Below are 17,876 nucleotides of genomic sequence, written 5' to 3' on the forward strand. Positions count from 1 at the left end.
CCCCACAAGATCAACGCGGGCATATATTGGATCTCGCAGGTCGAGTGATCACGACACCCATGACCCATAGGGTCCGCCGCATTCTTGAATGCGAACCGCGCGCTGTCGATACCTCGGAAGTCGCGCCTGTCGAAGCAGAGTGCTCCGGCGGCAGGCAGACCAGAAGGTTCGGCGTCACTGCCTCCCCGCCACCAGGTCTCCCATCTCGAACCCACCCCCCAGCGCCCGCACCAGTGCCACCGCCACCGCCTGCCGGTCGGCGATCGCCTGCACCAGCGCCCGCCGCGCGTTCAAGGCGGTCACCTGCGCGGTGACCACCTCGGTGTAGCCCACCTGGCCGGCGCGGTAGCGGTTCTCCACCTGCGCCTGGGTCTGCACCGCGGCGTCGGCGGCTTCGCGGCGCAGGCCCTGCTGCTGGTCGAGCACGCGCAGCGCGGCGAGCTGGTCCTCGACGTCCTGGAAGGCGTTGAGCACGGTCTGGCGGTAGTTGGCCACCGACTGCACCCACGCCGCCTGGCTCTGGTCGATGGCGGCGCGACGGGCGCCGGCGTCGAAGATCGTCTGCGCCAGCGACAGGCCGAGCGACCAGGCCGTGGCGCTGAACAGGTCGCCGAGGCGGGTGGCGTTGCTGCCATAGCTGGCGCTGAGCTGCAGGCTGGGGAACAGCGCCGCCTGGGCGATGCCGATCTGCGCCTGCGCCACGTTGACCCGACGTTGCGCGGCGGCGATGTCAGGGCGGCGCTGCAGCAGCGTGCTGGGCAGGCTGGGCGGGATGTCGGGCCGCACCTCGGGCCGCCAGGCGGCGGGGGCCAGGGTGAAGCCGCCGGGCGCCTGGCCCACCAGCACGGCGATGGCGTGCTCGAACTGGGCGCGGCTGCGCTCCAGCGTCAGCAGGTCGGCGCGGGCGTTGGCCAGCTGGGTCTGCGCCTGCAGCACGTCGCTCTTCGGCGCCACGCCGACGGTGTAGCGGTTCTGCGTGATCTGCAGCGAGCGTTCGTAGGCCGCGATCGTTTCGCGCAGCAGCGCGGCCTCGGCCTCGCCGCTGCGCAGCGCGAGGTAGTTGGCGGCCAGCTCTCCGGTGACCGACAGGCGCAGCGCGGCCAGGTCGGCGGCGCTGGCCTCGGCGCCGGCCTGCGCGGCGTTGACGCCGCCGCGCAGCCGACCCCACAGGTCGGCCTCCCAACTCGCGCCCAGACTGGCCGAGAAGCGGTTGCCGCGCGCGCTGCTGGTCACGGTGCCGGCGGTCGGGTTGACGCTGCTCACCGTGCCGCTGCCGGTGCTGTTGCCGCTGCGGGTGGCGCCGCCGCTGGCGGTGAGCACCGGCCACAGCGCCGCGCGCTGCTGGCGCACCAGCGCCTGCGACTGCTCCAGCGCGGCGGCGGCGGCTTCCAGGTTGGCGTTGGCCTGCAGGGCCTGCGTGGCCAGTTGGTCGAGCACCGGGTCGCCGAAGCCCTGCCACCAGGGCCCGCGCTCGACACCGTCCGCCGGCTGCGCGGTCGTCCAGCCCGGCGGCGCTTCCTTGAAGGCCGCGGGCACCGCCAGCGCCTGCGGCTGGCGCGTCGGGCCGCTGGCACAGCCGGTCAGCACGGCCAGGGCGATCAGGGTGGGAAGCAGCGGGCGTGCGGTCATGTGGCAGGCAGGGCCGCGGCGCGGCGCCAGCGGCGCGGCCACCACGAGCGGCCGCTGAGGCGGTCGAGCAGCAGGTAGACCACCGGCGTGGTCAGCAGGGTGAGCAGCTGGCTGGCGATGAGCCCGCCGATGATGGCGATGCCCAGCGGCCGGCGCAGCTCGGCGCCGTCGCCGAAGCCGACGGCCAGCGGCAGGGCGCCCAGCGCCGCGGCCAGCGTGGTCATCAGGATCGGACGGAAGCGCAGCAGGCAGGCCTCGCGCACCGCTTCCAATGCCGTCGCGCCGGCGCGTTCGGCCTGCAGCGCGAAGTCGATGATGAGGATGGCGTTCTTCTTGACGATGCCGATGAGCAGGAAGACGCCGATCAGCGCGATGAGCGAGAACTCCAGCCGGAACATCAGCAGCGCCAGCACCGCGCCCACGCCGGCCGAGGGCAGCGTTGAGAGCACCGTCAGCGGGTGCACCAGGCTTTCGTAGAGCACGCCCAGCACCAGGTAGATGACCACCAGCGCCGCCAGGACGAGCAGCGGCTGCTGACCCTGCGACTGCTGGAAGTTGCGCGCGGTGCCCTGGAAGCTGCCGCGCACGTTGGACGGCAGGCGGATCTCGTCGGCCAGCTCGCGCAGCCCGGCCTGGGCCTCGCCCAGCGCCCGCCCTTCCGGCAGGTTGAAGGCGATGGTGGCGGCCAGCTCGCCGTCCTGGTGGGCGACCGACGCGGCGGTCGGCCGCTCGCGGAAGGTGGCGATGGCCGACAGCGGCACCATGGTGGTGGCGCCGCCGGTCGCCAGCGGCGTGCCCGCCGAGGCGTCGCGCAGCGACGGGTTGACCACCGCGTTGCTGCTGCCCGCGCCGCTGGCCGCGGCGGAGGGGTTGAGCGCCGCCTGCGCCTGCGCCGCACTCGCCGTGCCGGCGGCGGTGAGGCCGCGCGCCGGCACCATCACGTCGGCCAGCGCCGCCGGCGTGCGGCCCCAGCCCGGTGCCGCTTCGAGGATGACGCGGTACTGGTTCAGCTCATCGTAGAGGGTCGCCGCCTGGCGCTGGCCGAAGGCGCTGTACAGCGCGTTGTCGATGTCGCGGGGGGTGATGCCCAGACGCGCGGCGCGCTCGCGGTCGATGTCGACATAGGCCTCGACGCCGTTCTGCTGCAGGTCGGTGTCGACGTCGGTGAACAGCTCGGGCCGGCCGCGCATGGCCAGCGCCAGGCGCTCGGCCCAGGTGCGCAGCTCGGCCGGGTCGGCGGCCTTCAGCGTGTATTGGATGCTGGCGTTGGCCGAGCGCCCGCCGAAGCGCAGGTCCTGCACCGGGTTGAGGAAGAGCTGCACGCCGGTGACCCGCGCGATCTGCGGCCGCAGGCGGGCGATGACCGCCTGGGCGCCCTCGGTGCGCTCGGGGCGCGGCTTGAGGTTGACGAAGAGGAAGCCGCCACCCGCCCGGCCGCCGCCGGTGAAGCCGACCACCGTGTCCACCGCCGGGTCCCGGTGGATGACGTCCACCAGCTGGCGCAGCTTGGCCTGCAGCGCCTCGAAGCTGATGCTCTGGTCGGCGCGCAGGCCGCCGTTGAGCTGGCCGGTGTCCTGCTGCGGGAAGAAGCCCTTGGGCACCTGGGCGAAGAGGTAGACGTTGAGGCCGATCACCGCCAACAGGATGAGCATCACCAGCGCCTTGGCGTGCAGCGCCCAGTCGAGCGCGCGGGCGTAGGCGCCGAGCAGCGCGTCCTGCGCCCGCTCGAAGCCGCGGGCGATGCGGCCGGGCCGGCGGCCGGTGCCCTCGGCCTTGAGCAGCCAGGCGCACATCATCGGCGTGGTGGTCAGCGAGATCACCAGCGACACCAGCACCGCCGCCGACAGCGTGACCGCGAACTCGCGGAACAGCCGCCCCACCAGGTCGCCCATGAACAGCAGCGGGATGAACACCGCCACCAGCGACAGGCTGATCGACAGCACGGTGAAGCCCACCTCCTTGGCGCCGAGCAGCGCGGCCTCGAAGGGCCGCATGCCGCGCTCGATGTGGCGGCTGGTGTTCTCCAGCACGACGATGGCGTCGTCGACGACGAAGCCGGTGGCCACCGTCAGCGCCATCAGGCTGAGGTTGTTGAGCGAGAAGCCGAGCAGCTTCATCACGCCGAAGGTGGCCAGCAGCGACACCACCGTGGCCACCGCCGGGATCAGCGTGGCGCGCCAGCGGCGCAGGAACACGCCGACCACCGCCACCACCAGCACGATGCTGATGAGCAGCGTGATCTCCACCTCGTGCAGCGAGGCGCGGATGGAGGCGGTGGCGTCGGAGGCCACCTGCAGCTCGATGTCCGGCGGCATCTGCGCGCGCAGGGACGGCAGCAGCGCGCGCACCGAGTCCACCGTCTCGATGATGTTGGCGTTGGGCTGCCGGGTGATCAGCACGATCACCGCCGGCTGGCCGTTGAACAGGCCCAACTGCCGCCGGTCCTCCTGCCCGTCGATCACCCGCGCGATGTCGCGCAGGCGCACCGGCGCGCCGTCGCGCCAGGCGATGACGAGGTCGCGGTAGGCGTCGGCGTCGCGGCGCTGGTCGGCGTCCAGGCCCTGGGTGGCGGTGTAGACCTGCAGGCGTTCGCCGCCCACCTCCACCGCGCCCTTGGGCCGGTTGGCGGTGGCGGCCTGCACGGCGGCGCGCACGTCCTCCATCGCCAGGCCCATGCGGGCCAGCGCCAGCGGGTTCACCTCCACCCGCACCGCGGGCAGCGAGCCGCCGCCGATCTCCACGTCGCCCACGCCCTGCACCTGCGCGATGCGCTGCTGCAGCACGTTGGACACCGCGTCGACGATCTGCCCCGGCGACCGGGTCTTGGAGGTGAGCGCCAGGATGATCACCGGCGCCGCCGCCGGGTTGGCCTTGCGGTAGGTCGGGTTGCTGCGCAGCGTGGCCGGCAGGTCGGCGCGCGAGGCGTTGATCGCCGCCTGCACCTCGCGCGCCGCGCCGTCGGCGTCGCGCGAGAGGTCGAACTGCAGGTTGATGCGGGTGGAGCCGATGCCGCTGGTGGAGGTGATCTCGTTGACGCCCGCGATGCTGCCCAGCCGCCGCTCCAGCGGCGTGGCCACGCTGCTGGCCATGGTGGCCGGGCTGGCGCCGGGCACGTTGGCGCTGACGGTGACGACCGGGAAGTCGACCTGCGGCAGCGGCGACACCGGCAGCGTGAAGAAGGCGGCCGCGCCGGCCAGCGCGAGGCCGAGGGTCAGCAGCACGGTCGCCACCGGGCGCTGGATGAAGGGCCGCGACAGGTTCATCGGCCGCCCTGCCCTTCGGTCAGGCCCTCGGCGTCGCGCGGGCCCTCGACGTCCACCGGCGCGCGCGACGGCGCCCGCCCGAAGCGCCGACCCAGCCGGTCGAAGGCCAGGTAGATCACCGGCGTGGTGAACAGCGTCAGCAGCTGGCTGGCGATCAGCCCGCCGAAGATGGCCAGGCCCAGCGGCCGGCGCAGCTCGGCGCCCTCGCCGAAGCCCAGCATCAGCGGCACCGCGGCGAACAGCGCGGCGAAGGTGGTCATCAGGATGGGCCGCAGGCGCAGCAGCGCCGCCTCGCGGATGGCCTCGTGCGGGCTGCGGCCCTCGTGCCGTTCGGCGTCGAGCGCGAAGTCGATCATCATGATCGCGTTCTTCTTGACGATGCCGATCAGGAGGATGATGCCGATGATGCCGATGACCCCCAGGTCCTGGCCGCTGATCCACAACGCGAGCAGCGCGCCGACGCCCGCCGACGGCAGCGTGGACAGGATGGTCAGCGGGTGGACGTAGCTCTCGTAGAGCACGCCCAGCACGATGTAGACGCAGACCACCGCCGCCAGGATCAGCCAGAGCTGGCTGACGAGCGACTGCTCGTAGGCGCCGGCCGCGCCGAGGAAGCTCAGGGAGACCGACTCGGGCAGGCCGATCGACGCCGCCGCGTCGCGCACCTGCTGCACCGCCGCGCCCAGCGCGGTGCCGGGGGCGGTGTCGAAGCCCAGCGTGGCCGACGGGTACTGCGCGACATGGCTCAACTGCAGCGGCGCCTCGACCTCGCTGATGCGTGCCACGGCCGACAGCGGCACGGTGTCGCCGCCGCTGGTGCGCAGCGGCAGCTGGTGCAGCGCCTGCGGCGACTGCTGGGTGTCGGGCCGCGCTTCCAGGATCACCCGGTACTGGTTGGTCGGCGTGAAGATGGTGGAGACGATGCGCTGGCCGAAGGCGTTGTACAGCGCGTCGTCCAGCGCCGCGGCGGTGATGCCCAGCCGCGCGGCGCTGTCGCGGTCGAGCTGCACCTGCAGCGCGCGGCCCATGGCGCCGGCGTCGGTCACCACGTTGGCCAGGCCGGCCTGTCGCTTCATCGCCTCGACCAGCTTCAGCGACCAGTTGCGCACCGTGGCGGTGTCGGCGCCCTCCAGCGAGGCGCGGTACAGCGTGGCGCCGCCCTCGGCGTCGATGGTCAGGTCCTGCGTCGGCTGCAGCACCAGCGACACGCCGGCCACCGCGGCGGCGCGCTGCTGCAGCCGCTGCAGCAACGCGTCCAGGCCGGGCCGGCCGTCGCGCTGCAGCTGGATCAACAGGCGGCCGGTGTGCAGCAGCGTGCTGTTGGCCGCGTCGACGCCGACGAAGCTGGCCACGTTGCGCACCGCCGGGTCGGCCAGCAGCGCCCGCGCCAGCTCGGCCTGCAGGCTGGCCATGCGGGGGTAGGACACCTCCTGCGCGGCCTCCACCCGGCCCTGCAGCTGGCCGGTGTCCTGCGTCGGGAACAGGCCCTTGGGGATGCCCAGGTACAGCAGCACGGTGAGCACCAGCGTGGCCAGCGCCACCAGCAGCGTCAGGCCCTGGCGCGCCAGCACGCCGTCCAGCGTGCGGGCGTAGCCGGCGACCAGCCGGTCGAAGCCGCGCTGGAACCTGCGGGCGAAGCGGCCCGGCGGGCCCTCCTCGCGCAGCCAGCGCGCGCACATCATCGGCACCAGCGTCAGCGACACCACCGCCGACAGGCCGATGGTGATGGCCAGCGTGACCGCGAACTCGCGGAACAGGCGCCCCACCACGTCGCCCATGAAGAGCAGCGGGATCAACACCGCCACCAGCGAGACGGTGAGCGAGACGATGGTGAAGCCGATCTGCGAGGCGCCGCGGATGGCGGCGTCCATCGCCGCGCGGGGGGCCCGCAGGGCGGCCGGCCCTGCGTTCCATCTCCAGGTGGCGGGCGATGTTCTCGATCATCACGATGGCGTCGTCGACGACGAAGCCGGTGGCGATGGTCAGCGCCATCAGGCTCAGGTTGTTCAGCGAGTAGCCGAGCAGCTGCATGAAGCCCAGCGTGCCGATCAGCGAGATCGGCACCGCCAGGCTGGCGATCAGCGTGGCGCGCCAGCTGTGCAGGAAGGCGAAGATGACCAGCACCACCAGCACCACGGCCAGCACCAGCTCCCACGCCACGTGCTTGACCGACGCGCGGATGCCGGTGGTGCGGTCGGCCAGCACCGCCACCTGGATGCCGCCGGGCAGCGCCGACTGCAGCTCGGGCAGGCGGTTGCGGATGGCGTCCACCGTGTCGATGACGTTGGCCCCCGGCTGGCGCTGCACGTTGAGCACCACGGCCGGCTTGAGCACCGGCACCACATCCGCATCGGCGGCGGTGTCCGCCGACGCGCGGCTGCGGCAGTCGCCGTCCGCCATCGCGGCCGCGCAGGGCCAGCCGGCCCAGGCGCCGAGCCGGGTGTTTTCGGCCCCGTCGACGATGCGCGCCACGTCCTTCAGCCGCACCGGTGCGCCGTTGCGCCAGGCCACCACCAGCTCGCGGTAGTCGTCGGCGACCACCAGCTGGTCGTTGGCGTTGATGCTGTAGCTGCGGGCGGCGCCTTCGAGGCTGCCCTTGGCCTGGTTGGCGTTGGCCGCCGAGATGGCGTTGCGCAGCGTGTCCAGGCCCAGGCCCTGCGCGGCCAGCGCCTGGGCGTCGGCCTGGATGCGCACCGCCGGCCGCTGGCCGCCGGCCAGGCTGACCAGGCCGACGCCCGGCACCTGCGAGATCTTCTGCGCCAGCCGCGTCTGCACCAGGTCCTGCACCTGCGTCAGCTGCAGCGTGTCGGAGGTGACGGCCAGCGTCAGCACCGGCGCGTCGGCCGGATTGACCTTGGCGTAGATGGGCGGCGCCGGCAGGTCGGCCGGCAGCAGGGCGTTGGCGGCGTTGATGGCGGCCTGCACCTGCTGCTCGGCCACATCGAGCTTCAGGCCGAGGGCGAACTGCAGCACGATGACGGAGACGCCGGCGGCGCTGTTGCTGCTCATGCGCGCCAGGCCGGGCATCTGGCCGAACTGGCGCTCCAGCGGCGCGGTGACGGTCTGCGCCATCACCTCCGGGCTGCCGCCGGGGTACAGCGTCTGCACCTGGATGGTCGGGTAGTCGACCTGCGGCAGCGCCGACAGCGGCAGCAGCCGCAGCGCGACCAGGCCCGACAGCAGGATGGCCAGCATCAGCAGCGAGGTGGCCACCGGCCGCAGGATGAACAGCCGGGAGATGCCGCCCGGCGCACCATCGGCGGCCGGCGTCGGGGTGTCGATGCGGCGATCGTCGCTCACGGCGCCGCCGCCGCTGCGTCCTGCGCCGGCCGCTGGCGCCGCGGCCGGCCTTCCCCGGACGCCCCCCGGGCGCGCCCGCATCGGATGCCGACGCGCCGGGGGCGGAGGCGGCGCCCGCCCGGCGGCCGCCCGCCGGGCCCTCGCCGGGCAGCACCACCCGGCCGCCATCGCGCAGCCGGTCGGCGCCTTCGGTCACCACCCGCTCGCCGGGCTGCAGGCCTTTCAGCACCGCCAGCCGCTCGCCCATCATCGGCCCGCGCTGGATGGGCCGCATCTGCACCGTGCGGTCGGCCTGCACGACGAAGACGAACTCGCCCTGCGCGCCCTGCCGCACCGCCGATAGCGGCACCGTGACCACGCCCTTGAGCAGGTCCAGCTGCAGCCGCAGGTTGACGAACTGGTTGGCGATGAGCCCGCCGTCGGCGTTGTCGAAGCGGGCCTTGGCGCGCACGGTGCCGGTCTGCACGTCGACCTGGTTGTCCAGCGTCCAGAAGCGGCCCTCGGCCAGCACCTGGCTGCGGCTGCGGTCCAGCGCGCGCGCCGGCAGGGGACCCTTGGCCGCCTGCGCCTGCACTTCGGGCACGCGGTCCTGCGGCACCGCGAAGACCACGTCCACCGGCGACAGCTGGGTGATGACGACCAGCCCGGCGGCGTCGGACGAGCTGACCAGGTTGCCGGCGTCCACCGCGCGCAGGCCGATGCGACCGGCCACCGGCGAGACGATGCGGGTGTAGGACAGGTTGAGCCGGGCGTTCGCCTCGGCCGCGCGGTCGGTGGTGACCGTGCCTTCGAGCTGGCGCACCAGCGCGGCCTGGGTGTCCACGTCCTGGCGGGCGATGGAGTCCTGCTTGAGCAGCGTCTCGTAGCGCTGCAGCGTCAGGCGGGCGTTCTCCAGCTGCGCCTCGTCGCGCTGGCGGGTGCCGATGGCCTGCTGCAGCGCGATCTCGAACGGTCGGGGGTCGATCTGCGCCAGCAGCTCGCCCTTCTTCACCAGCTGGCCCTCGCGGAACAGCACCTGCTGCAGCACGCCGGAGACCTGCGGCCGCAGGGTGACCGTGGCGATCGGCGTCACCGTGCCCAAGGCGTCGAGAACCACCGGCACATCGGCCGGCTGCGCCGGCGCCACGCCGACGGTGACCGGCGCGCCCCGGCCGCCCCCGCCGCCGCCCCCCGGCGGCGCCATGCCCGGGGGACCGCCGGCCATGCCGCCGCCGGGCGGGCCGCCGGGGGCCGCGGCCGGCGGGCGATGGGTCAGCCACCAGGCCAGCGCGCCGAGGGCGATCAGGCCCAGCAGGGCGACGACGGTGCCGCGCCAGCGGCGACGCGGCCGGACGGCCACCGGGCTGGGGGAGGACGGCGGTTCAGCGGGAGCGGCAGGCGGCATGGAGGGCGGTCAAGGACGGCAGGGCTTCGCGGCGATGGCCGGACGGGTCACGGCCGGGCCTTCTTACGGACCCGGGCCGCCACCCGACCATTGCACGCCGTGGGTGTTGCCAGTGTGTTGCTCTGACGCATCGCACAGGCAACACAGGGCCCGCAGGGCCCTGTGTGGGTCGACCGCCAGGCCCGTGCCTGGGGGTGCTCAGGAATCCGCGGTGAAGCCGATCTTCTGCACCAGCGGGGCCCAGCGCTCGAACTCGGCGCGCTGGCTGCGCGCCATGTCGGCGCCGGTGGAGCCCTGGGCCAGCAGGCCGACCTGGGCGGCGCCGTCGATCAGGGCCTTGTCCTTCAGCGCCTGGTTGATGGCGGTGTTCGCCGCCGCGACGACCGCGGCGGGGGTCCGCGCCGGGACGTAGAAGCCGAACCATTCCTCGGTGGTCAGCTCGGAGAAGCCCTGCTCCGCGAACGTGGCCACGTCCTGCGCGAAGGGCAGGCGCTGGCGGCCGCTGGTGGCGATCAGGCGCAGCTTGCCGGCGCGGTGGTTGGGCAGCGGGTCGCCGGCCGGGCAGAACACGCTGGCGAGCTGGCCGCCCATCACGTCGGTGATGGCGGGCACGCTGCCGCGGTAGGGCACGTGCTTGTAGTCGATGGCCTGGCTCAGGCCCAGCAGCGCGCCCAGGAAGTGCGGCGTGGAGCCGGCGGCCGGGCTGCCGTAGTTGGCCTTGTCGGGGTTGGCCTTGAGCCAGGCGACGAAGCCGCGCACGTCCTTCACGCTGTCCGGCACCATGGGCCCGACCGACAGGCCGTGGTGCATGATGGCCGCGATCGACACCGGCACGAAGTCGGCCACCGGGTCGTAGCTCAGCTTCTTGTAGACGTGCGGGTAGATCGAGGTGCAGGAGAACGGCGTCAGGCACAGCACGCTGCCGTCGGCCGGCGAAGCCTTCAGCGTCTCCAGCGCGATGCGGCCGCCGGCACCGGGCTTGTTCTCCACCACCGCCGCGGTCCTGCCATAGCCGGCCGCCGCCAGCCGTTCGGCCACCCGGCGGGCGACGATGTCGCCCGAGCTGCCGGCCGGGAAGCCGTAGAGGATCTTCGGCTGCTCGATGGCCTGCGCACGCGCGGCCGGCACGCCGAGCGTGGCCAGCACGGTGGAGCCGAGGGCGGCCTGGGTGAAGCGGCGGCGGGTGGTCATGCGAGGTCTCCTTCTCCGGGGGTTCGAGTGGGTCGATCGATCAAAGTATCGGCGTGAACTCAGTGGACGGCCTCAGGGTTCTCGACGAGCCGCGCAGGCGTCATGACGGCTGCACCACCCGCGCATCCGTGGGCGTGGCGTACAGCGCCTGCACCCAGGCCGCCCGCCGCTGCAGCACCGCCCGCTGGTTGAGGTAGCCCTTGTCGGTGATCTCGCCGCCGTCGGCGCTGGGCGGTTCGTCCAGCACCAGCACGCGGACCGGGCACTGCGAGGAGCCGCCGCCTTCGGCCTTCATCCGGGCCAGGCCGTCGGCCAGGGCGGCGCGCAGGGCCTCGGGCGCCAGCGCGCGGCCCTCGGCGCTGAGGAACAGCAGCGCGCCCACCTCGTCGCGGTCGTGGCCGGTGATCACCGCGTCCTGCACCCAGGGGGCCAGCGCCGAGATGAGCTTCGGCCGCAGCGTGCCCACCGACACCCAGGTGCCGCTGCCCAGCTTGAAGTCCTCCGCCACGCGGCCGTCGAACACCACGCCGGCCTCGGGCCGGCCGGGCTCGAGCAGCCGGCCGGCGTCGCCGATCCGGTAGAAGCCTTCGTCGTCGAAGGCCTGCGCGGTCAGGTCCGGCGCGTCGCGGTAGCCGGGGAACACCGACGGCCCGCGCACCCGCATCTCCAGCTTGCCGCCGTTGGGCACGAACTTCAGTTCCATGCCCGGCACCGGCAGGCCGATGACGCCGGCGCGCTCCAGCGTCCAGTGCGCGCTGGTGACGGTGGGCGAGGTCTCGGTCGAGCCCCAGGAGGTGGTGAACCACAACGGCCGCTGCGGCCGCACGCGCCGGGCCAGTGCCGACAGCCGGTCCCAGGTGGACTGCGGCAGCGCCGCGCCGGCGTAGAAGACCATGCGCATGCGCGCCAGCGCCTGCGCGGCCAGCGTCGTCGGCGGCCTCCAGGAAGGGCAGCAGCATGTCGAAGCCGCGCGGCACGTTGAAGTACAGCGTGGGCTGCACCTCGCGCAGGTTGCGCACGCTGCGCTCGACCAGGCCCGGCGCCGGCCGGCCCTCGTCGATGAACAGGCTGCCGCCGTTGCGCAGCACCAGGTTCAGGTTGTGGTTGCCGCCGAAGGTGTGGCTCCAGGGCAGCCAGTCCAGGACCACCGGCTTCTCGTGGTCGAGGAAGCGCCAGACCTGCCCGATCATCTGCTGGTTGGCGCACAGCATGCGGTGGGTGTTGACCACCACCTTCGGGGTGCCGGTGGAACCGGAGGTCAGCAGGTACTTGGCGTGGTCGTCGGGGCGCACCGCCTCGAAGGCGCGTCGCACGCCCTCGCCCTCGACGGCCGCCAGCAGGGTGTCGAAGCCGATGCCGCCGGGGACGTCGGCGGCGCCGCGGCTGAAGACCCGCGGCGCGGCGACGTCGCAGGCGGCCATGGCCCTGCCGTACACCGCCGCATCGGTGGCGTAGACCAGGCCGGGCTGCAGCGCGGTGAGGATGGCGCGCAGCTTGGCGTGGTCCTGCGTCATGCGCGAATAGGCGCTGGACACGGTGCACACCGGCCGGCCGACGTACAGCGCGGCCAGCATCAGCAGCGCATGGTCGACCGCGTTGTCCGACAGCACCACCACCGGTCGGCCGGCGGGCAGCGCCAGGTCGAGCAGGCCCTGGCCGACCGCGCCCACCGCCTGGCGCACCCGGGCGTAGCTCAGCCGGCGCCAGTCGCCGGCGGCGTCGCGCTCGGCCAGGCAGGTCGCGTCGGGCGTCTCGCGCGCCCAGCGGTCGACCCAGTCGCCGATGCAGCGCACAGGCGCCTGCAGCGGCAGCGGCGATCGCAGCACGAACACGCCGCCGGGTCGGTCCTCGCGCAGCACGGCCGCAGGGGCCAGGTCCTGCGCCGTGGGGTCGGCCATGGAGCCTCCTTCAAGATCACATGCACCGTACACCGGTGTATGTTCATGGACCAGAATCTATCCACTCGTCCGGCCACCACGCATCCGGGTTTGCACCCCGTTCAATACGGTGGTGTATGGAGCGATGCTATGGCTCATGCCCGTGACACGACGAGATGCCGCCGCCCGCACGCGCCCGCAGCGTCCATCGGCCGCCCCGGCCGACGAGCCGAGAAGCCCGCTGACGCCCGACGCCTGGATCGCCGCGGCCACCGACCAGCTGGTGGCCCACGGCATCGACTCGGTGCGGGTGGACGTGCTGGCGCGCACGCTGGGCGTCACCCGCGGCAGCTTCTACTGGCACTTCGAGGACCGCGAGGACCTGCTGAAGGCGGTGCTGAAGGCGTGGCGCGACGCGGCCACCGAGCTGCTGATCGCGCGCTTCGAGCGCCGGCAGAGCGATCCGCGCAAGCTGCTCAAGGAGCTGATCTCGCTGCCCTTCCGCGGCCGGGCCGCGCGCCGCGCCGCCGGCATCGAGATCGCCATCCGCGCCTGGGCGCGGCGCGACCCGATGGCGCGGCAGGCGCTGGACGACGTCGACTCGCGCCGCATCGCCTTCTGCACGCAGTGCTTCTCGGCGCTGGGGTTCTCGATGCGGGAGGCGCGGGCGCGGGCCTTCCTGCTCTACGGCTACGAGGTGTCGGAGTCGATCCTCTGGAACCAGGGCAACGACGCCCAGAAGGGCGACCGCAGCGCACTGATGACGCAGCTGCTGCTGCTGCCGGTGTTGGACCTCAGTAGGTCTCCAGGTGCAGCCGCCCCTGTGCCTTGAGCTGCGGGCCGATCGCATCCCAGTCCAGCCCGGCGTCGCGCGCGACGTCGCGCAGCGCCAGCACCACGCCCTCCTCCATCGCCTTCAGCCCGCAGACGTAGAAGTGGGCGTTCGGGTCCTTCAGCATCTCGGCCAGGTCGGCGGCCCGCTCGCGCATCAGGTCCTGCACGTAGCGCTTGGGCTGGCCGGGCGTCCGGCTGAAGGCCAGGTGGATGTCGATGAAGTCCTTCGGAAGGCTCTGCAGCGGGCCGAAGTACGGCAGCTCCTGCTGGGTGCGTGCGCCGAAGAACAGCATCAGCTTGCCGCCTTCGAACTTGCCCGATGCGCGCAGCCGCCGCCGCCATTCCGTCATCGCCCGCATCGGCGCGGAGCCGGTGCCGGTGCAGATCATGACGATGTGGCTCTTCGGGTGGTTGGGCATCAGGAAGGTGGCGCCGAAGGGCCCGATCACCTCCACCGTGTCGCCCACCTTCAGGTCGCACAGGTAATTGCTGGCCAGCCCGCGAACCGGTCGGCCCTGGTGATCCTCCAGCACGCGCTTGACCGTCACCGACAGGTTGTTGTAGCCGGGCCGCTCGCCGTTGCGCGGGCTGGCGATGCTGTACTGGCGCGCATGGTGCGGCCGGCCGCCGGCGTCGGTGCCCGGCGGCACGATGCCGATGGACTGGCCCTCCAGCACCGGGAAGGGCAGCTGGCCGAAGTCCAGCACGATGTGGTGGGTGTCGTACTCGCGGCCCACCTCGGTGACGCGGAAGTTGCCGGTCACCGTGGCCGTCACCGACTTGGCGGCCGACTTCGGCCCGTAGAGGTTGGTGTAGGCGTGCGCGGCCGACCAGGGCGGCAGCGCGGCGTTGTACTGCGCGCTGTTGAAGGCCGCCTCGCCGGCCGGCACCGGGGCCGCCGCGGGGGCCGGCTCGGCCAGCGCCTGCCCGGTCAGGCCGTCACCCGCCAGTTGCTCGGGCGGCAGCTCGCCGGGCAGCACGTCCCAGCTGAGCTGCTCTTCCAGCGTGTAGGCCCGGACCTTGGGCACCGACCGCCAGTTGTCGATCGATCCGGTGGGGCACGGCGGCACGCAGGCCATGCAGAGGTTGCACTTGTCCGCATCGACCACGTAGTTGCGGTCGTCGTGCGTGATCGCGCCCACCGGGCAGGTGGCCTCGCAGGTGTTGCAGCGGATGCAGATCTCCGGGTCGATCAGGTGCTGCTGGATGACGGTGATCTCTGCGACGGCGTTCACATCGGGCTCCTGCAGCGCAAGGACTTCAGCCGAACCTCACGTATTCGAAGTTGACCGGCTGTCGGTTGATGCCCATCACCGGCGGGGCGATCCAGTTGGCGAACTTGCCCGGCTCGACCACCCGGCCCATCAGGCTGGCGACAAAGGCGCGGTCTTCCGCCGTCGGCAGCCATTCGCCGACCTTGGCATTCCATTCGGCCTCGGACACCACCCGCCCCTCGGGCGACACCTTGGCGCCCGACAACGCGCCGATGTTGCGGTGGAAGGCCTTGTGCGGCACGGTGAGCCGCGTCGGGATGCCGGCCTTGTCGAGCACCTTGTTCCAGCGCTCGACACCGGCGATGCTGTCCTTGATGTAGTCGTCGCGCAGCACCTCGTTCAGCGCGTTGAGCATCGGCACCTCTCGCTCGACCAGCTGGCCGTTCTGGATGGCGAGCACCTTGTAGGTCTGGCCCTTGAGGACATGGTCGTCCGTGCGCTTGCCCTCCTCGAAGCGGCCTTTCAGGCCGGTGGAGTAGAAGGTGGCGGCGTTGCTCGACTCGTCGGCGCCGAACAGGTCGATGGTCACGCTGTAGTGGAAATTGAGGTAGCGCTGCAGCGTCGGCAGGTCGATGACCCCGGCCTCGCGCAGCCTCTTCGGGTCGTCGGTCTTCAGCTCGTTCATCACCTGGGCGGTGCGCTGGATGACGCGGCTGACGCCCGACTCGCCCACGAACATGTGGTGCGCCTCTTCGGTCAGCATGAACTTCGTCGTGCGCGCCAGCGGGTCGAAGGCGCTTTCGGCCAGCGCGCTCAGCTGGAACTTGCCGTCGCGGTCGGTGAAGTAGGTGAACATGAAGAACGCCAGCCAGTCGGGCGTCTGCTCGTTGAAGGCCTGCAGGATGCGCGGGTTGTCCTGCTGGCCGCTGCGGCGCTCGAGCAGCGCCTCGCCCTCCTCGCGGCCGTCGCGGCCGAAGTGCTTGTGCAGCAGGTAGACCATGGCCCACAGGTGGCGGCCTTCCTCGACGTTGATCTGGTAGAGGTTGCGCAGGTCGTACATGCTGGGCGCGGTCAGGCCCAGGTGGCGCTGCTGCTCCACCGAGGCCGGCTCGGTGTCGCCCTGCGTCACGATGATGCGGCGCAGGTTGGCCCGGTACTCGCCCGGCACGTCGGTCCAGGCACGTTCGCCCTTGTGGTCGCCGAAGTGGATCTCGCGGTTGGCGTCGCCCGGGTTGAGGAAGATGCCCCAGCGGTAGTCGCGCATCTTCACGTGCCCGAACTGGGCCCAGCCCTGCGGGTCGACGCTGACGGCGGTGCGCAGGTACACCTCCGTGCCGGTGCTGCCCTCGGGGCCCATGTCGTCCCACCAAGACAGGAAGTTGGGCTGCCACTGCTCCAGCGCCCGCTTGAGCGTGCGGTCCTCGGCCAGGTTGACGTTGTTGGGGATCTTCTCGGCGTAGTCGATGGTGCTCATGTCGTGCTCCTGAATGCTCAAACCCGGTTCCAGTCGAAGGCGGCCTTGTCGCCCTTGCCGTAGACCTTCAGGGCGCCCTTCTCGCCGACGGCGTTGGGCCGCTGGAAGATCCAGTTCTGCCAGGCGGTGAGGCGGCCGAAGACCCGGGTCAGCATGGTCTCGGGCCCGTTGAAGCGCAGGTTGGCTTCCATGCCGGTCAGCGCGTCGGGGCTCATCGCCACCCGTTCCTCGACGGCGATGCGCACCTCGTCGTCCCAGTCGATGTCGTCCGGGTTGGCGGTGACCAGGCCGAGGGCGAAGGCCTGGTCGGCGTCCAGCGGCCGGCCCATCGCCTCGCGCGCGGCGGCCAGCGGCGCGGCCTCGTCGTAGAAGCGGCGGCCCAGCCGGCTCTGGCCGGTGACCATGGGGTAGGTGCCGAAGTTGATCTCGCCCACCGTGAGCCTGGGCGCGCGCGCCTCGTCGTCGGGCAGCGCCAGCATGTAGCTGCGGTCGCAGGCCAGCGCCAGCTCGAGGAAGGTGCCGGCGAAGCACGACCCCGGCTCGATCAGCGCGAACAGGCTGCGCGAGGACACGTCCAGCCGCGACAGCGTGCGGCGCAGCAGGCCGGTGGTCTCGCGCACCAGCCAGTGGTCACGGTGCTGCAGCAGCGTGCCGTCCATCGCCTGCACCGCGGCGGCGTCGCCCTCGGTCTTGATCAGCCAGGTGCCGATCTCCAGCTCGTTGGTGCGCATCTGCAGGATGGCGTCGTCGAGCTGGCGGCCGAGCTGCAGCGGGTACCAGTCCGAGCCGGCGGCCTCGATGCCGGCGACGTCGGTCGGCTGCGCGCCGGTAGGCGCCTTCACGGTGAAGGTGGCGGTGCGCTTGGCGCGGTCGATTTCCACCGTGACATGGGCATAGCGCAGGGCGTCGGCCTCCACGGTGCAGGGGATCGGCGTCAGCGCCACGCCCTTCGCGTCGGCCGGCCGGTCGCTGCGGGCGGCCAGCTCCAGCGCCCGCTCCTGCACCTTCTGCGCGAACACGGCCGGCTTGGCGATGTCGTCGACCAGACGCCAGTCCTTCGCCCGCGCGCCGCGCACGCCCTCGGTGGTGGTGCAGAAGATGTCGGCCAGGTCGTGGCGCACGTGGCGCTTGTCGGTGACACGGGTCAGGCCGCCGGTGCCGGGCAGCACGCCCAGCAGCGGCACCTCGGGCAGGCTGACGGCGCTCGAGCGGTCGTCGACCAGGATGATCTCGTCGCAGGCCAGCGCCAGCTCGTAGCCGCCGCCGGCGCAGGCGCCGTTGACCGCCGCGATGAACTTCAGGCCCGAGTGCTGCGACGAGTCCTCGATGCCGTTGCGCGTCTCGTTGGTGAACTTGCAGAAGTTCACCTTCCACGCATGGCTGCTGACGCCCAGCATGAAGATGTTGGCGCCCGAACAGAACACCTTCTCCTTGGCGCTGGTGACGACCACCGTGCGCACCTCGGGGTGCTCGAAGCGGATGCGGTTCAAGGCGTCGTGCAGCTCGATGTCGACGCCCAGGTCGTAGCTGTTGAGCTTGAGCTTGTAGCCGGGCTTGAGACCGCCGTTCTCGTCGAAGTCGGCCACCAGCGTGGCCAGCGGACCCTCGAACTTCAGCTTCCAGTGGCGGTAGCGGGACGGGTCGGTCTGGTAGTCGACGCGAAGGTTTTGGGTCACGGCGAACCTCTCCGGGGTCGGATCAATGACATGC

The 17,876-nt window shown here is 72.3% G+C and carries 7 protein-coding genes and 3 pseudogenes; 1 reads left to right on the plus strand and 9 read right to left on the minus strand.

Annotated elements, in window-relative coordinates; all coding sequences use genetic code 11:
• Nucleotides 1–174 precede the first annotated feature (174 nt).
• The 6 genes and pseudogenes from LRS07_RS13810 to LRS07_RS13835 all read right to left on the minus strand — a co-directional run bounded on the left by LRS07_RS13810 (nucleotide 175) and on the right by LRS07_RS13835 (nucleotide 12,665).
• Nucleotides 175–1,629: an efflux transporter outer membrane subunit gene (locus tag LRS07_RS13810; protein ID WP_260498591.1), complete on the minus strand. Its 1,455-nt coding sequence runs from the start codon at nucleotides 1,627–1,629 to the stop codon at nucleotides 175–177.
• The gene (locus LRS07_RS13815) at nucleotides 1,626–4,892 is read right to left on the minus strand and encodes an efflux RND transporter permease subunit (protein ID WP_260502117.1); all 3,267 of its coding nucleotides are present in this window, start codon (nucleotides 4,890–4,892) and stop codon (nucleotides 1,626–1,628) included. Before LRS07_RS13815 ends, LRS07_RS13810 begins: the two co-directional genes overlap by 4 nt.
• Nucleotides 4,889–8,087, minus strand: a pseudogene (locus tag LRS07_RS13820) (efflux RND transporter permease subunit). The gene LRS07_RS13815 and the pseudogene LRS07_RS13820 overlap by 4 nt, the downstream one beginning before the upstream one ends.
• A 316-nt stretch (nucleotides 8,088–8,403) precedes the next feature.
• Nucleotides 8,404–9,576: pseudogene (locus LRS07_RS13825) on the minus strand (efflux RND transporter periplasmic adaptor subunit); the annotation flags it as partial.
• Nucleotides 9,577–9,774: 198 nt separating this feature from the next.
• Nucleotides 9,775–10,767: a Bug family tripartite tricarboxylate transporter substrate binding protein gene (locus LRS07_RS13830; RefSeq protein ID WP_260498592.1), complete on the minus strand. Its 993-nt coding sequence runs from the start codon at nucleotides 10,765–10,767 to the stop codon at nucleotides 9,775–9,777.
• Nucleotides 10,768–10,867: 100 nt separating this feature from the next.
• Nucleotides 10,868–12,665, minus strand: a pseudogene (locus LRS07_RS13835) (feruloyl-CoA synthase).
• Nucleotides 12,666–12,807: 142 nt separating this feature from the next.
• On the opposite strand from LRS07_RS13835, the gene LRS07_RS13840 reads away from it, so the two are divergent.
• Entirely contained in the window at nucleotides 12,808–13,476 is a 669-nt protein-coding gene (locus LRS07_RS13840) for a TetR/AcrR family transcriptional regulator (protein WP_260498593.1), read from the plus strand.
• On the opposite strand, the gene boxA is transcribed toward LRS07_RS13840, so the two are convergent.
• From boxA to boxC, 3 genes are read right to left on the minus strand one after another with little or no spacing between them, the layout of a single operon-like run.
• On the minus strand, nucleotides 13,439–14,713 hold the full coding sequence (gene boxA / locus LRS07_RS13845) for a benzoyl-CoA 2,3-epoxidase subunit BoxA (RefSeq protein WP_260498594.1): 1,275 nt from the start codon (nucleotides 14,711–14,713) through the stop codon (nucleotides 13,439–13,441). The genes LRS07_RS13840 and boxA overlap by 38 nt on opposite strands.
• Nucleotides 14,714–14,738: 25 nt before the next feature.
• Nucleotides 14,739–16,166: a benzoyl-CoA 2,3-epoxidase subunit BoxB gene (gene boxB, locus LRS07_RS13850; protein ID WP_260498595.1), complete on the minus strand. Its 1,428-nt coding sequence runs from the start codon at nucleotides 16,164–16,166 to the stop codon at nucleotides 14,739–14,741.
• A gap of 17 nt (nucleotides 16,167–16,183) precedes the next feature.
• Nucleotides 16,184–17,842, minus strand: coding sequence for a 2,3-epoxybenzoyl-CoA dihydrolase (boxC, locus tag LRS07_RS13855; protein ID WP_260498596.1), 1,659 nt, complete (start codon nucleotides 17,840–17,842; stop codon nucleotides 16,184–16,186).
• Nucleotides 17,843–17,876 lie beyond the last annotated feature (34 nt).

This window comes from Aquabacterium sp. J223, assembly GCF_024666615.1.
Taxonomy (GTDB): Bacteria; Pseudomonadota; Gammaproteobacteria; order Burkholderiales; family Burkholderiaceae_C; genus J223.

Bases quoted from the DNA above. Each gene is read 5' to 3' on its own strand.
- boxB (WP_260498595.1), bottom strand. From the start codon at position 16,166: ATGAGCACCATCGACTACGCCGAGAAGATCCCCAACAACGTCAACCTG.
- LRS07_RS13815 (WP_260502117.1), bottom strand. From the start codon at position 4,892: ATGAACCTGTCGCGGCCCTTCATCCAGCGCCCGGTGGCGACCGTGCTG.
- LRS07_RS13810 (WP_260498591.1), bottom strand. From the start codon at position 1,629: ATGACCGCACGCCCGCTGCTTCCCACCCTGATCGCCCTGGCCGTGCTG.
- LRS07_RS13830 (WP_260498592.1), bottom strand. From the start codon at position 10,767: ATGACCACCCGCCGCCGCTTCACCCAGGCCGCCCTCGGCTCCACCGTG.